At 54.2% G+C, this 15,566-nt stretch carries 10 protein-coding genes and 2 pseudogenes; 11 read left to right on the top strand and 1 reads right to left on the bottom strand.

What is annotated here, in order from left to right:
• The first annotated feature begins 315 nt into the window (after nucleotides 1-315).
• The 9 genes and pseudogenes from AC1Z36_RS00510 (at nucleotide 316) to AC1Z36_RS00550 (ending at nucleotide 13,585) form a co-directional block, all read left to right on the top strand.
• Entirely contained in the window at nucleotides 316-1,242 is a 927-nt protein-coding gene (locus AC1Z36_RS00510; protein ID WP_133833153.1) for a hypothetical protein, read from the top strand.
• Complete coding sequence (locus AC1Z36_RS00515) at nucleotides 1,203-1,598, top strand: hypothetical protein (RefSeq protein ID WP_146112352.1); 396 nt, start codon at nucleotides 1,203-1,205, stop codon at nucleotides 1,596-1,598. Before AC1Z36_RS00510 ends, AC1Z36_RS00515 begins: the two co-directional genes overlap by 40 nt.
• A gap of 1,384 nt (nucleotides 1,599-2,982) precedes the next feature.
• Nucleotides 2,983-3,894: a GT-D fold domain-containing glycosyltransferase gene (locus tag AC1Z36_RS00520; RefSeq protein WP_105662468.1), complete on the top strand. Its 912-nt coding sequence runs from the start codon at nucleotides 2,983-2,985 to the stop codon at nucleotides 3,892-3,894.
• 397 nt (nucleotides 3,895-4,291) lie between these two features.
• Complete coding sequence (locus AC1Z36_RS00525; protein WP_146112969.1) at nucleotides 4,292-5,074, top strand: hypothetical protein; 783 nt, start codon at nucleotides 4,292-4,294, stop codon at nucleotides 5,072-5,074.
• A gap of 28 nt (nucleotides 5,075-5,102) precedes the next feature.
• Nucleotides 5,103-5,294: pseudogene (locus AC1Z36_RS00530) on the top strand (IS30 family transposase); the annotation flags it as partial.
• A 615-nt stretch (nucleotides 5,295-5,909) separates the two neighbouring features.
• Nucleotides 5,910-11,600, top strand: coding sequence for a DNRLRE domain-containing protein (locus AC1Z36_RS00535; protein ID WP_483561561.1), 5,691 nt, complete (start codon nucleotides 5,910-5,912; stop codon nucleotides 11,598-11,600).
• 121 nt (nucleotides 11,601-11,721) lie between these two features.
• Entirely contained in the window at nucleotides 11,722-12,879 is a 1,158-nt protein-coding gene (locus tag AC1Z36_RS00540) for an RHS repeat-associated core domain-containing protein (RefSeq protein WP_483561562.1), read from the top strand.
• A gap of 2 nt (nucleotides 12,880-12,881) precedes the next feature.
• A complete protein-coding gene (locus AC1Z36_RS00545; RefSeq protein WP_105658543.1) occupies nucleotides 12,882-13,295 on the top strand; it encodes a hypothetical protein in 414 nt (137 codons plus the stop codon).
• 95 nt (nucleotides 13,296-13,390) lie between these two features.
• Complete coding sequence (locus AC1Z36_RS00550; protein WP_286134333.1) at nucleotides 13,391-13,585, top strand: ATP-binding protein; 195 nt, start codon at nucleotides 13,391-13,393, stop codon at nucleotides 13,583-13,585.
• A gap of 224 nt (nucleotides 13,586-13,809) precedes the next feature.
• Here AC1Z36_RS00550 and AC1Z36_RS00555 read toward each other — a convergent pair.
• Nucleotides 13,810-13,935, bottom strand: a pseudogene (locus tag AC1Z36_RS00555) (N-acetyl-gamma-glutamyl-phosphate reductase); the annotation flags it as partial.
• 28 nt (nucleotides 13,936-13,963) lie between these two features.
• Between AC1Z36_RS00555 and AC1Z36_RS00560 the strand changes: the two are divergent.
• Together AC1Z36_RS00560 and AC1Z36_RS00565 are read left to right on the top strand one after the other, a co-directional pair.
• Nucleotides 13,964-14,233 (top strand): hypothetical protein, encoded by a 270-nt coding sequence (locus tag AC1Z36_RS00560; protein ID WP_146112321.1) that lies wholly within the window; start codon nucleotides 13,964-13,966, stop codon nucleotides 14,231-14,233.
• 351 nt (nucleotides 14,234-14,584) lie between these two features.
• On the top strand, nucleotides 14,585-14,908 hold the full coding sequence (locus AC1Z36_RS00565; protein ID WP_146112322.1) for a hypothetical protein: 324 nt from the start codon (nucleotides 14,585-14,587) through the stop codon (nucleotides 14,906-14,908).
• Nucleotides 14,909-15,566: the final 658 nt, after the last annotated feature.

A 15,566-nucleotide genomic window follows, 5' to 3' on the forward strand; every position in this document is an offset into this window, starting at 1 on the left:
TAAAACCCGGGACGATTCAATCTGTGGGGGCTCTTGCCCACTCCTGCTCCAAACCCGTTGTGGACACAGCGTGGATCCCGGATCGTGAGGTTGCAGCCACGAGAGCGAGGCGCGAATGCGTCTAATTCTAACTTTTTGGCAACATCGAAGTGAAAAGCGAATTTACTAGATATGATCATATGCAATGCATATAAATCAGAATGCATTAATACGTTCGTATTCCGAGGCGCCACCTGCAGTCAGAACTTGCACTAGCGGACGTGGTCCCTACTTGGAATTGGCTATCAATTGAAAGAGGGCCCTTTGAAGGGACTAATGACGATGCTTGTCTCTGGGCTGACATTGGCGCTGACCATGGCTGCGATGCCTTCTTACGCATCACAAGATACGGATCTAAACCTAAGCGATGTCAAGAGCGCTTCGCCTATTCCAGCAGCCGAATCTGCGTCTCTTCTGAAAGACGATCCGTCATCGAAGACGATCACTTTATCAAACGGGGTGATTGTACCTTTCAGTGCAGACGACCGTACGAGTGCTGAAGAGGAAGCATTCCGCAGTGAAGTGTCATTGTTGGTAACTCTCGATCAGCTAACGTCAGCCAAGATGAATGAGCTGGGCCTTTCGGAGCCGGCAGAAACTCTGGCGACAATCCCAGTGACAGTAAAACCCAGCGATTTTCTTCTTGGGGTAGCTGAACCGGCCAAGCTCGGGTGCCGTGTTACCAAGCCTTCGTCGAGTGCAGGTGACATAAATATTTCTCGCCCCCAGATTGTAAAATCTGGGACAAAGATTTATGCGTATGCTCGATACAATTGGAAGAATGCACCCTTTTCCGAGTGTCCACGCGGCAAATCTCAGATCGGTGGACCCGACGGGCTAGCAATTACGTTCAACCGCGCCGTCACCAACAAGGGCGTTTCCTTTGTGGGGTGCAACAGCTATAACAAGTGTGAGAAAACTGGATGGCTGGAAACCAACAATCAATATGGTGCGGGTTGGGCGTTCCAGGATTGGGGCTACGGCGCGCTTTACGGACACAGTCCTACATATAAAGGAACTTTGACCTATACGCTAACCACGAGTTCAACTAAATGCCTTCAAGCTTTTGCGAAATATGGGCATTCTTGGAACTCTACAAAGCTGACCGGTTTTAGTATAGGTAAGTCTTCAATCGGAATCTCATGGAATACGAGCTCAAATCTATGGCAGAAATCAAGCCAAGCCGGGTCTTACCGATGCTAGGACGCACCTGGGCAAAGGGATTAGCCCTTGCATCATTTGTTCTGATCGCAGCTGGTTGCTCAACTTCAGATACATCCCAGTCACTATCTGTGGATGCCGTCATGGATGTTTGTGCAAAAAATGATTGTTTTACCGTAAAAGTTCCTGCGAACCTTTCAGTAACGGTCAACGGCCATGAAGTGAGCATTCCATCTTCCAACGGGTCTGGGACAGTGGCTTTGGAATCTGTCGGTGCTGTTCAAGTGACGGCACGCTGGAATTCGTTTGAGAAGACAGCCGATCTGATGATAAGTGATGGATCAGCGGAGTCAGTCACCATCAAGTTTGATGAAATAGCGAGAGTAACCGAACTATAGAGAAAAGTCTGAGGTCAAACCCCTGATTATTCTGATCGTCTGCATCACACGGCTGAGGTTTCTGTCGCGGTGCTGGTGATGGTTGATATCGTCGGAGCCGTCCAGGATTGCTGAATCCCCATGAGGGAGAGACCTCATCTGCAACAAGGGTGGCAATGATTGTTCATGTCTCAACAGACTCTTTCGCATGGAAGCATCCCGCGGTCTTTGCAGGATGCTTCCATGTTTAATGCCGAATCCAGAAAAATCGCACGTGCCATCCATGAGTCGGTAGAAAGAATTGTCCAGTGAGTCCGCGGGATTTCACCTGCACTTCCTCACCACGGCCTTGACCTCCCCACCGCCAACGCCGAGATTGCCGAAGATCTCGTGCAGCTCGACGGCTCTCCCGTCATCGACTACACCCACTTCTCCCTCGCGTTGAGCCGATCACGCAAGTTCGCCCGATGGGTGAGCTGGAACATCGACGGATTACGCATGCAGTTGCTCTCCCGTGCCGGTATCAACTTCACCAAAGACCCGTTATATTGTTGACAGCTCCTTATCTCCGAGGAGCATAGGAGCTGTCGGCCAACCAATCTCGGCATGGTGTCTTGCCCCCGCTTAGCCAATAGTCCCGGGGGGCCTCGCCGATAATCTTTTCCGAGCGCGGGCACTGATACGAAAATTTCACGTCCTTCGCCTTTTAGGTACCAGCGCTTACTTTGATCTCCCTGCCAGTGGCTTGCCAGTAGTCGCAGGCGGCTTTGCTACTTTCAGCTTCGCTGGAACGACCTTGCCCGTAGACTCACTCGTGACAGTTCTGACCAACGAACTCAGCACCGGGAATGAACGTTGACCCGGTGGCACCAGCATTAGGGCTCCCCTGGGCATACCTTGGAAACTCTGCATGGGAAATAGATAGCATCGATTTTGGCAGTGAGCTTCTCAGTCGCGATCTTGCTTCCCGTTACATGGGGCTTCGAAATGGCTCTCACGCTAGTAGCAATAGGCATCCCGTACCTTGCAATTACCTTGACCGCAGGAACCCAGTACACCGAATCTTCCCGCATCGGATTGGTCGAGTAGTCCACCGCGATCACAGCATTCGATCCTTCCCAGCTAGACGGTAAGACGCGCGTCGCCCCTGGAATCGCTTTAACATTGCGCGTCCACTGCAGACTCGTAAAAGGATAATTGCCCACATTTGAACCGCAGACACTTCGCTTATCCATCCATCTAATTGTTTGAGCGACACGACCACAGCCCTGACCTGGCATCGACGCGCATCGTAAGATGAATCCAAACGCATAGAATCAATGCAATACATTGCAGCCTCTGCGCATCACCCTGCGGCCCTGCAGTGCGGGATAACGCGGCTCCTCCGCGAGAACGGATACTAGTTTTGCTGTCAAAGATCAAAGAAATCGCGAATCGCACCTTCCACGTGGAGATCCGGAATAAGAAACCCATTCCTGTCAAGATGGGCGGCCACGAGGAACTGCCGGCACTGCTCAAGCAAGTGATCGCCGAACTGAAGAAAAATCGCAACGAGCTGACCGCGATTCGCACTGCCACCACTGGCCGGTTCATGGACGAAGTGGCAGAAGTCTACGCGCACCAAGTCCTGCCCTTTAAGGAGTCTCTGGAGCTACTGGCCGCGTCTAACGCCTCCATCGCACGATTCGGAGATGGCGAATTCCGGCTCATGCTCCGCCCAGAGTTCAACCTAGGCTTCCAAAGCAACTCCAAGGAGCTCCAGTATCAGCTCCGGGAAGTCTTTGAAACTCAATCCGAAGACCTGCTCATCGGTTTCCCCTTCTTATTCCGAGATGCCCACTGGTCCAACGTGTATGCCGAGCTGTGGCCCAGCTTGAAGCCACTGGTTAACCCTCAGCAAAAATACATCAATGCCCATATCACCAGGCCCCGAGTGTTTGAAGTCCTGGGCCAGGAAGCAGTAGAGCTATGGCGCAAAGTCTGGGACCGGAAAGATGCCGTCATCATCACCGGCGAGGGCTCACGGTTTGATTTGGTCCCGGCACTTTTCGATAACCTGAAAACCGCAGACTTTATCCATTCAACTCCCAAGGACGCATTTACCGATCTGGAGCGAGTTGTCTCCGAGACCCTGGAAAAGAATCCGGACCTTGCCATTATTTCCCTGGGCCCGGCCGGAACCGTTTTGGCCAAAAAACTCTCCGAACGCGGGATCCGAGCTCTTGATATTGGCCATTTGAGCAGCAGTTACCTCAACGTGGTGCAAGGACACGCACGTCCGGAACATACTCCCGCAACGCGGCAACTACGCAAATAGCCCGCACCGTTGCCCCAATGCCGCCTCCGTGAAGCAGCGCGTTCCCCATTTGCACTTGCTGGAACGCCATCCAATTTCGTGCATAAATCGAGCTGACTTGAGGACAACGGATCGCACTTGCACTCTCTTACGTGATCTCATGCTTTTACGAGTACTACACCAATTACAAGGGCTCGGGATACTGGGAACGTAAAACTGTTCCAAGAAGACAAAGCTGAATCCTGGTGGTGGGTTTCGTGGAGGGACCATGTTGATGTAGATGCTGATGGCCGAATCGGTACCACTGAGATCAAGCGCATGCAGGCCGATGTGAACTGCCGTGTTCTCTAACTAAACCGTTAGATCCTATTCACACACTTAGGGTTCAAGTTTGTTCTCGTCAAATTATTCAGAGCCGATGTTCATTGGCATTTGGGAAGCCAAATCGAGCGTGCCGGCCGATAGGTCTTTATCCGACCCAGTTGGTTTCCTCAACGACTACTCCGAGTTACTGTGGGGCGTTGAAGATGAGTCAGTGGAACGTGCATGGCTGGTCAACGATGCGGGTAGCCGGGATGACTTTCACAGCTCGGTGAACGCGCCGGATTATTGGTTCCAGGTAGGTGTCCGAGCTGCTGCGGCTAACGCAACTCTTCCATGCTACGCATTGACTGTTTTAGCCGATACTTTTCGATCTGCAAGTTCTAGTCCTCTAGCACATGTTGATTTTGCCGTTCCGCTCCAACAGCTAAAGAATCTCAATTCCGGTGTGCTCCCATCAGAGGGCCTAAGTGGAGTTGTTGGACTTGAGACGAATGAGAATAGACGGGATATTTCGGTCGAGGTACTGTCTGGGCATAAGAATGCTTTCTCTGACGATGTTCTCAACTCTCTCGCCTCGCGGATCTCTACTGCCCTGGCGATCGAAGTTGATTCCCGTTGTACCTTCTCGAAGGAATCTCCACCGATTTCTGATGGTATTTGGAATGGACCAGGGGTTTCTTCTGCTCTGCTCTCCTTCTCTTCTGGTCTTCATTCATTACCTTCTATTGGGTGGATGACAGGTTTAATAGCCGAAATCCTTGCTTCCAACGGCATCGATCATCCGGTATACATATCGTGGAAATTTTCCGAAAAGACCAGTGACTGGCCAATGCTGTTTCATAAGATGCAGACACGGTTTCTTGGGTTCTTGCGGTGATTGCAGCGCTTAATGGATGAGTGGTGACATGGCGATGTACTTGGTCCTTTTCCGTCCGGATCTGCTGCAGGTCTCTCGGCGGGGATGCAGGCTGGTGATTTCATCACCGATGCCGTGGTTCCGATCACTACCAGCAGGCGTACGGGTCGCACTATATTAGCCGCTGCCGGTGGCGTCCGACCTCGCCACGGCAGGAACTTTGAAAGGACGGTCCCTGACGATTCGCCCAACGCGGGGAGATCGCTATCCTCCACGCAACACGAAACCCGGTACCCGTTATCGGGCAACCTCCGCTCGTATGCTTGCCTACGCGCGGGCCAGCCGGCCAAAATCGTCCCCCGGTTATTTTTCTGCCGGCCAAATGCAATGAAGCGGGGCCAGCCGGAAAATCCATCAACCCGCCAGGGCTGCGCAACCCACGAAAATCTTGGGCCGGAAGAAGCGACGAAAGAGCGCGGCCCGAGAATTTCTGGGTGGAGCACGCCCGAAGCGCAGCGAGTGGCTTGTGGGTTTGGAGGTGGCCCGTACACTCCGAAGGACAGCAGCAAAAAACAGGAAAAGACCGGACGAAGTCCGGGCCAACAGCCGGCCGCGCCAGCGGACGCCCGATCCCTTCATGAATGCAGACGGTCCCTTAGCTGTTAGTTAGCCAAGCAAGATTTAGTCACAGTTTGGCTACAATTTCATTTCTCCATCAAAAATTGCATTATGTGACGTGCCCCTATAGCAGAATCTATGTGTTGGCTATGTGCCAGCTTAATTTCTTATCGAAAACGGGGTCATGGTGCACCACTTACTTGGGGATACCTCTGCACGCTTGTGGACAGATTTCACAGTGCGCAAGAGGAGAATCCTGTCTGCCATCGCGATAGGCAGCACTTCAGCATTGCTGGCATCGAGCCTTTTCGTTCCCTCTGCTTTCGCAGACGAGGAACCGCAGGGTACCGAGCAAACCGTCGAGGACGTCACTGAACGCCCCGATGGGGTTTCAGCCCAAATTACGGCCAAGGCCACCGGTCAGCGCGTCGAAGACTTGTCCCTCCGCACGGCCACCGAACAGGTGTTCGCCAACCCGGATGGAACCTGGACGTCCGAAACGACCTCAGCGGCCCGCTTCAAAGAAGGAAAAGACAGCTTCGTTCCCCTAGGCGCCGACGGGGAACTGACCGACACCGCATCCCCGGTCGTAGGTGATGGTACCGAGCTCACCATCGCGGACGGAACCGACGACATCGGCGATGGCCCCACCCAGGATTCGGTAATCCTCGCTCAGCTGGAGTCCACCGGTGAGCACGAAGGCTCCACCTTGAAGCTGGGCTGGGAAGGTGAACTACCTGCCCCGCAGATCAGTGAGAACCAAGCCACCTACACCGAACAAGTGCAGGTGCCCATCATCGAAGATCCATCCGGCGACGTCATGCCACAAACCTCCACAGTGGACCCAGTCCCTTCGGACGCTCCTTCAGAGTCTCCCACCGAAACGGAAACTCCCGAGGTCAATGAAGAGCAGCCCGAAGAGGATGAGGATGCAAAATCCTCAGATTCAACTCCGGAGCCTTCTGAACCCGCAAGCACTTCTTCAGAGCCGGCCACCGAATCAGCGGAACCGTCACTCGAGATGCCTGCCGGACCCCAGTCGGTGGACGCCAGCGTGGTTGTCGAGCCGCTGCGGTCGGGCTTCTCACACCGCACCGTCCTGGAACAAGCCCCCGAAGGGGACGTGTCGCTACGGTTCCCCATCAAGCTCTCTAAAGGTTTGAAGCTCACAAGGGACAAGGACACCGGGGACCTTCGCGCCATCAACGGTAAGGGCGAGACTGTGTTCTTCGCCCCGGCGCCAACGATGTGGGATGCCAAAATCGATGAAGCATCCGGACTGCATCCTGCCGAACGCACCGTGGACACCACGCTCACCGAAGAAGATGGTGTCCCGGTGCTCACCTTGAACGCTGATGCCGCCTGGTTGCAAGATCCACAGCGTCAGTACCCGGTCACCATTGATCCGACTTGGTCGTCGGGTGTCTCTGATACGTGGGTTCAGGCCGATGTCCCGGGCTCCAAGGCCGGCGACCCGGAACTGCGTGTAGGCACGTTCAACGCCGGCGCATTGAAGTCACGTTCGTTCCTGCAGTTCGCTTCCTCGGCCTTGGATGGGAAGAAGATCACCAAAGCCGAACTGAAGATGCATAACTACCATTCCTACTCGTGCACCTCCGCCCCAGTGAAAGTCCAAAGACTGACCAGCGACTGGATTTCCTCCGATGTCCGCTGGACCAAGCAGCCCACCGCCACGACCAGTGGTGAAGGGACGAACAACGTCTCCAAGGGCTACTCTTCGAGCTGCGCTGCAGGATACGTCTACTACCCGATCACCCCGATCGCCCAGTACTGGGCAGATAACCCCACCAAGAACTACGGGGTCCGGTTGATCGCAGCCGATGAGACAAACAACTACACCTGGAAGCGGTACCGCTCAGCAAACTACATTGCTGGTGCCAATGATCCAATCGAACCGCAGTTCATCGTCACCTACAACTCCTACCCCAGCACACCTTCAGCAGTGTCCTTCGGCGCAGGCGAGTCCGTCAAAGACTCCACCGGAAAGCTCTGGGTGAACAAGAAATCCCAAACACTCCGTTCCACGGTCACTGACCCGGACGGAGGAAAAGTCAATGCCGAGTTCGACGTGACCGGCACCAGCACCCTGAGCAAGCAAGCTGGCTCATCAGTCGCTTCCAAACAGGTCTCCATATACAAGGCCGCACTGAAAGACGGCACCTACACCGTCAAGGCCTGGGCCAATGACGGCACGCTGAGGTCCAAGGCTGCCGGACCTGCCACGACGTTCACCGTTGACACTGTCGCACCATCCGCCCCAACGATCACCTCCACCGGCGGAATCGCTAACAACGGGTGGCTGCCTGCGAAGCCCGCTTCGAACACCTTCACGTTCAAGTCCAACGCAGATGCCGCCACGATCTCCTACCAACTGAACGACGCCCCCTGGAAGGCGCTCAAGCCCACGGCCAACGAAGCCAAGGTGGCACTGAACCCGGTGGGGGCGAACGTGCTGCGGGTGAAAGCCACAGATTTGGCCAACAACACCTCAGGAACCACCACGTGGACCTTCGGCAACGGCGTCGCTTCCCTCAGCTCTCCCGCTGCCGGTTCCACGACCTCGGATTCATTCAAGGTCACCGGTCAAGGGCCCACCTCCTCCACCGGTGCGGTCACGCCAAAGGTATATTGGCGCGAAGCCAACAGCGCAACGGCAGATACCTCAACATACGGCGCAACTGCAGGCTGGTACGAAGCGGCAACACTGGCAGAGATCGCAGCGGGCCAGCCCGTCAAAATCGACACCATGATCGATGTCGCAGCAGCTCCGGCAGGCAAACTCAAGGAGCTGGGCAAAGACCGGATTGCAGCACTCGTAGAAGTACAGGTCTGCTTCGACTACGCCGGAGCACCATCAACTTCTAAGCTGCAGTGCACCACGAACAAGTCCAAAAAACCAGTCCAGGTCACCAAGCTGCCGCACGCCTTCGGAGACAACTACCCCGTCGCCGAGGCCGGCGACGGCCAGGTCGCACTGACCACCGGCGAACTGAACCTTTCCGAAACCGACGTCGAGGTCAACGCCGGCAATACCGGCCTGTCGGTGAGCCGCTCCTACTCCTCCTATTCCGGGATCGGAGCCAATTCCCGCATCTTCGGCAAAGGATGGCGCGCCAACATCGAAGGCCCCGACGAAGGGCTGGCAGGATTATTGGTCGCCGAATCCACCGCAGTGGACGGCTCCATCACCCTGGTCAGTGACGATGAAACCGCAGCCGTCTTCCGCCAGCCAGGCAACGGCCGTGTGTCGTTGAAGACCGGAACCTACACGCCGGCCAACGAAGACGCCACCGCTTCGGGCTGGAAGCTCGCCCTGTCCGGCTCCGGAACCAACGCGCGGATCAAGGTCACCGAAGAAGACGGAACGGTGACTACGTTCAAGCGCGGTGCCAACTTGGAGGGTAACCCCAAGATTTGGGAATGGATCACCGAGACCGTCACCGGCGGCAACGGCACCGGGACCAGCAAATTCGTCTCGAACACGGCCGGCCAAACCACCATGGTCATCGCCGGCACCGAAACCAACCTCATCTGCGACACGGCGACCCTCGTACACACTGAGGCAACTCCGGTGAAGGGATGCCGACGCATCAACCTGTCCTACGACACGTCAGGCAAAATCACCAAGGTCACCTACACCGCCTGGGACCCAGCCAAGAAGGCGATGGACACCGTAGGTATTGCCGAATACGGGTATGACGGAACCAGCCTGGACGCACGACTGATCAGTGTGAAAGATAATCGCACCAGAGACACCACCACCTACACCTACAGCACTGACTCCAAAGCCGGGGTACCATTGCTGGCTTCCACGGAAGAGAAAACAAGCTCAGGCTCCCGCGTGGATGCTCCCACCTACTACACCTACGGCAAGGCCAACGACTCAGACCGCTCCGACTGGCTTGAGCTCGTCGAACGCGGCAACGCGACCGACGGCAATACAAAAGTCCAGACTGCGCGCTTCGTCTACGGTCTTGACGTCGTAGGCGATGGGAAGAACACCCCCAACCTTTCCGAAGGCCAAGTCAAGCTGTGGGAGCAAGAAGGCACTAAACGACCGGTCACGGGTTACGCAGTATTCGGGCCAGGAAAAGACGTTAAAACCTCCAAAGCATCCTCTGTCACCGCGGCTGATTTCAAGTATGCAGACCTGCACTATACGGATCCGCAGAACCGCGTCGTCAACACCGCATCCTATGCGGCAGGCGCCTGGCAGATCACAGCCAACGTGTTTAACGCGGACGGCAATATCGTTCGTGATTACGATGCCCGCGGCATTCGATTCATTTTGGCTGCGGCAAAAGACTCATCCAATATCAAGGACGGGGTACTCAAAAGCCATGAAGACTATGCGTCCATAAGCGTCTACTTCGCTGACTTAGCGAAGTTCGTCGATAATGAAGGCAACGGCCTCTCAACCAAAACCGATGCCACGGAAAAAGCTGCAGAAATCGCCAAGAATGAGGCGACCGCCGAGTTCCTCCGCGGCTACGTCACCGACACCTATTCACCGGTAACCACCGATGAAAACGATGAGCCCTCCCGTGTCCATACCAAAACCAGCTACACGCCGATCACGGATGTGGACGCCGGGGGCATGCCGCGCATGCTGCCAACCACGGTAGTGACTTCAAAGGCCAGCTCCGGGAAAACAGAACCAGATGCCACCGGGGAACCTATCATCACCCACGTGGAGAACGGCTATAACGCCTACACGACCGACAAGAACGGGAAAGCCGCAACAGACAAGAACAACCTACGCTCAGGTTGGGTGGTTGGTTCACCGACCAAGGTCACCCAGGTCATGGCTAAAACTGCGGATAATATCGTCACTGAAACCCGGTTCGACGACCAGGGCCGCGTGATCGAGTCCCGGCAGCCGAAATCCGCGGGAGCCGATGCTGGCACGACGAAGAGCACCTACTACACCGCCGCAGCGAATGCTGACGATACTACCTGCGGCAATGCTCCGGAGTACGCAGGGTACTTGTGCAAGAACACCCCGCAGGGCGCCGGGTCGGTAGCCAAGCACCAGACCGGATTCAACATCTATGGCCAGCCGGCCACGTTCACCGAAGCCTCGACCGGGACCGATGGCGCCAAACGCACCACCACCCAAACCTACCGAGCCGACGGCCAAGAGCTGAAGACCACTGTCACCACCAGCGGCATCACCACTACTGCGGTGCAACCGGCAGAGAAGCTCTACGACGCCACCGGCGTACAGAACGGGGTGCGCGCGGTAGCTTCCGGCTCACTGCCGCAATCCGAGATCAAGTGGACCCAGGACTTGTGGGGACGCACCACCTCCTACACGAACTCACTAGGAGAAACGACCACCACCGAGTACGACGGATTCGGCAACGTCTCCAAGACGGTCTCCCCTGTCTCGACCACCACGTACAAGTACGGGGCACTGTCCAACGATGGGACCACCGAGTATCAGGGTGCGGTCACCAGCATGACCGTGTCCAAGCACGGCGGCACCAGCACCGCCACTTACAAGGCCAGCTATGACGGGGACGGCAACGTCCTCACCCAGGTCATCCCCGGGGGCTTCACCCAGAAAATGGACTACGACGAATCCGGCAAACAAGTCCGTCTAGCCTACGACGGACCGTTGAAAGCCGAAGACGGAACCACCTCGAACGGGACCTGGATCGCGTGGGAACTGAACCGCGACGTCACCGGACGCATCATGGGTGAAACCACCCCCGAAGGCGACGTGCTCGCAGGCACCTCAACCGCAGGAGACCGCGGCGCAGCCTACGATCGCGCGTTCACCTACGACCGAGCTGGACGACTCACCGAAGTCAAGGACATCACTGCCCAACCTGGTGAAACACTGAATACAGACTCCGAGGAAGGTGCGGTCACCCCCCACGACGGTGCGGAAGTATGCGTTTGATAAGAACGGCAATCGGACCACGCTGACCACCACGGTCAACGGCACCCAGACCGCCAAGCGGACCTGGGCCTACGACGCAGCAGACCGCGTCGGCGTGGGCGCTGGGTATGTGTATGACGGGTTGGGACGGCAGACCACGGTTCCTGCAGCGGATGCGTCAGCAGCTGCCAACGGAGTGAAGGCCGGGGCTGGGGCGATCACGGTGAAGTACTTCGCCGATGACGCGGCCGCAGCGATCACCCGCAACGGCACCACGTCAACCATCGCCCGGGACCCGTCAGGTCGCCGCCTGACGGTGACCTCTACGGGAACCGCGGCTGCAGGAACCGAAACCAAGCACTACGCCGATGATTCGGATAACCCTGCCTGGAGCACCCGTAAGCAAGGTACCCAAACCATCACCACCAGGTACGAATCCACCATCGGTGGAGACCTGGCGTTGACCATTACCGGGAACACCGTCGAACTGGCCGTGAACAACCCCCACGGGGACGTAGTCGCGACCTTACCGTTGACCGGTACCGGTGCAGGGCAAGGTATCACCGGATGGGCTCAGTACGATGAGTACGGCAACCAGCTCACCGAACCAGTGAACACCGGCGCCACCACTTACGGATGGCACGGAGCCGATGAACGCGCAGTCGACATGAGCGGGCTGATCCTGATGGGAGCTCGACTCTATAACTCGGTCACTGGCCTGTTTACCAGCCGCGACCCAGTTGAAGGCGGTAACTCGACATCGTATGTGTACCCGCAGAATCCAGTAAACGCTAACGACGTATCTGGGGAATGGGGATGGTGGGACACAGCTGATGTTGTGCTTACTGCAGCTTCATTCATTCCTGGAGTAAACGCTGTAGCAATTCCGTTGCGAGGAATTTCCGCTGGAGTACGGGCTGCGCGTGCTGCGTATCATGGGTATAAATTGTACAAATCAACGCGAATCTCTAGATCTACCTTCAAAGCGGCGAGATTAGTCCGTACTTCGAGATATGGAGGTAGTGCAACCTACGGAAAATCCGTAAGTAGAAAAGTTTGGAAAAAAGCAACGAGAATACATGCCGGAAGAAGAGGCCATTATGTAAATAATTATGGCAGCAAGGGTGGAAGTATTATGAGTTCGCGTGGTCTACGCGGATATCGAAATCCCGCAGCAAAGCAAGGCAAGCGGGGAAAATACGGAAACCTCGAAAGGTATTCCAAGCGCCCTTCTTCCAAAAAAACTTCAGGATACCCAAATAAGTATGGAAATTATCACGTAAAAGTCAGAAGGTGGTAAAATTGGCGAATTCTTCTTTTCTCCACAGGATATCCATTGATTTTATGGAGGAACCCTTTCATGGCAATTTCGCAGGCGATGAGCCGGAAGAGAACCTAAGGTATCCCCCGAATCAATTTTTCGGGCTTGCTGGAATGCCTTGGGCAACTATGTATGAGCTTCGATTAAGTTACCGGAAGCTAGGACTGGAGATTTTCTCTGAAGAAATTGGGAATGTTTTTTCCATCAGGGTTCGGTCGCCGCAGTTTGCAGAAAATGACAAAAGATTTATTGACAAGCGTGCCATCGAATTGGATTCCTTTGATGATCGGCAAGCTAGATTGGCGATCTCTAATGTAATCAAAGCTTCAGGAGGGATCACGATTCAGTCCGCAATTCGCAAGTTGGAAAATCATTTCTTTGTCGATGAGCTTTAAAGCATTATTGATTAGTATGAAGTGCGAATACAAATACTCCCGCATTTCACAACAATTAATATCTGTAATTATTCTGGCATATTGCCAGTGAGCTGTTGAATATTCTGTCGGCTCGGGAGCATCGGGGGTCGACGATCGTCACTTTGGAGTTTGATTCGGAGGACTGGTATCGGTCGTTGTATGATGCGGTGGTTGCTGAGTCGATTCTGAATCGGTTGGTTTCCAAGAGTGAAATGATTCAGCTCGATGGGCCGAACATGCGCCGGTATGAGTACATCACAAGTCATTAGAACACCATAGAGCAGTAAACGGGTGGTGGTGCGTGGATTTCTCTGATTTCGGAGTGCTATCCGGTCCACGTACTACTGCTACCGTTTCGATACACAGGTGCTACCAAATACTCCTGCTAAACACTGGCTCCAACCATCGTGTATTAGCAGACGTATTTGGAGGCACCTGTGCGCGTATCGAATAGCTCTAATGTACGACTGGATAGCGCTCACTACGCATTGACGCCGGCGGTGCCCTTGGTGAGGTTATCCAGGGCCAGCGAGACTATCACGCGACCGGCATGGGCGTCGAAGGCCAGCTGCAGCTGGGCGTGATTTGAACCCTGCACAGCGCCGGCGGTTGGCCGCTGACTACGCGTTGACGGGAACATGGCCCTAATGGATTTCAGTGTAATAAAAATGGATAATTTGCTATATGTAATGCATGCCACAGTTCCTGCCTTGGTTCTTAGTGTGATAATTTTTCAAGATTTTCGCTGGAAAAATGAATACAAAATGAAGACGATTGCTACTTACACTGCGGCCCAAGTGTTTATTGAATTGGCGATAACATACACCATCTGCCTCAATATATCCTGGCTTCTGGCTTCACCATTTGACCCACTGGGTCCCTTTATGGATAGTCCAAGAAAGGAATTTGACCCTTGAGCTTCTGATTACTATTGGAAACTCAAATCGCGCCGAAGACCTACTATCATATTTTGGCCAGCGCTGGTATTACACTTCAGGATTAATGCATTGTTTGTTCCATAAATGTTCGGTATCGATTCCTTTGGCTATTACATTGAACTGTAAATGATTGAATATTTCACGTAACCAGCCAAACCTAAGTATGGTGTGGAAGAATCTGCAACATGTGTATTTTCTCATCTTAATTAATCTATGAGATTCATTCAATACTCAGGTCAAAAATAGGCGAACTCACGTGAAAAACCACGGGCATCGAGGGCAGTACTAGTGGTAAAAGAAGAACTGCAGACGCGGATGAGGCGGTTACAGATGATTGAAAACGAGTCCTCCCAATCGCACAGTTGGAACCCCGGTATTGAAAATTTTAGGCTAGGCGTCGACGTCTTCGTTGGGTGTATGACCAGTGGCGTATGGAAAAACTACGAAGTGATAGTTTGTATCCTCGGTCACGAGCCGGAAATTTTCTGGGATGTGAGTTTCTTACCGGGTAGAGAACCTCTTGGGGAGGGAGGAGACAATCACGATCCGCTATTTGAGTCTGAAATTGAGTTGTCCGAGGCACTTATGGGAAGCGAAGTGCAATGGTCAAGTCCAGTCCAATCATTTCTCAGAGCGGAAGAATACTATGGCTGAGCAGCCAAAAATAGTTCACGGATGGTGAACCGAGCAGCGGGGTTCCTACCATAGCGGAGATCTTCAAGCAACAAGCTAGTTCACCGGGATTACGGCAATCAGCTTATCGAACCGCTGAATACCGATGCGATGACATATGGTTTGCATGCCGCCGCTGAACATGTTGCCAACATTGGCGACTTGATACTGATGGGTGCCCGACACATTAGCCATAAACGGCGACGTGGCGACTCATTGAAATTGTCCAGACACCGTCTGGACAATTTCAATGATCCGTATCATAGATTGCAACAACGCCTAGTACAATATTTCCAAGATAAATTGTGCGGTCTCAATATCGGTCGTTAATGACACACCGATCTGTGGGGATCAACCAAAACTCCTGACATTCGAAAACACAACAGATTTTCAAGCATGTTTCGTCGCAAAACCCAGTACCACAAACTATGTGTTGCTATAGTGGCCACTCCACGAGTATTGGTACATTTGATCCCATGGGACACCGCCTCTGATACGCCAGAGTCTCCACCGGCGACCAAGACGCGCAACTCCAACACAATGCACTAGTTCCTTTATGGCGCGCCCGGGACACTGAGTACTGCTATTAGAGATGTGCACCCTCAACTGCGAAGAGCCACGTAATGAATCGCGCGGAAAA

The organism is Glutamicibacter sp. BS14 (genome assembly GCF_056934375.1).

Bases quoted from the DNA above. Each gene is read 5' to 3' on its own strand.
- AC1Z36_RS00510 (WP_133833153.1), top strand. From the start codon at position 316: ATGACGATGCTTGTCTCTGGGCTGACATTGGCGCTGACCATGGCTGCG.
- AC1Z36_RS00515 (WP_146112352.1), top strand. From the start codon at position 1,203: ATGGCAGAAATCAAGCCAAGCCGGGTCTTACCGATGCTAGGACGCACC.
- AC1Z36_RS00525 (WP_146112969.1), top strand. From the start codon at position 4,292: ATGTTCATTGGCATTTGGGAAGCCAAATCGAGCGTGCCGGCCGATAGG.
- AC1Z36_RS00560 (WP_146112321.1), top strand. From the start codon at position 13,964: ATGGATTTCAGTGTAATAAAAATGGATAATTTGCTATATGTAATGCAT.
- AC1Z36_RS00565 (WP_146112322.1), top strand. From the start codon at position 14,585: ATGATTGAAAACGAGTCCTCCCAATCGCACAGTTGGAACCCCGGTATT.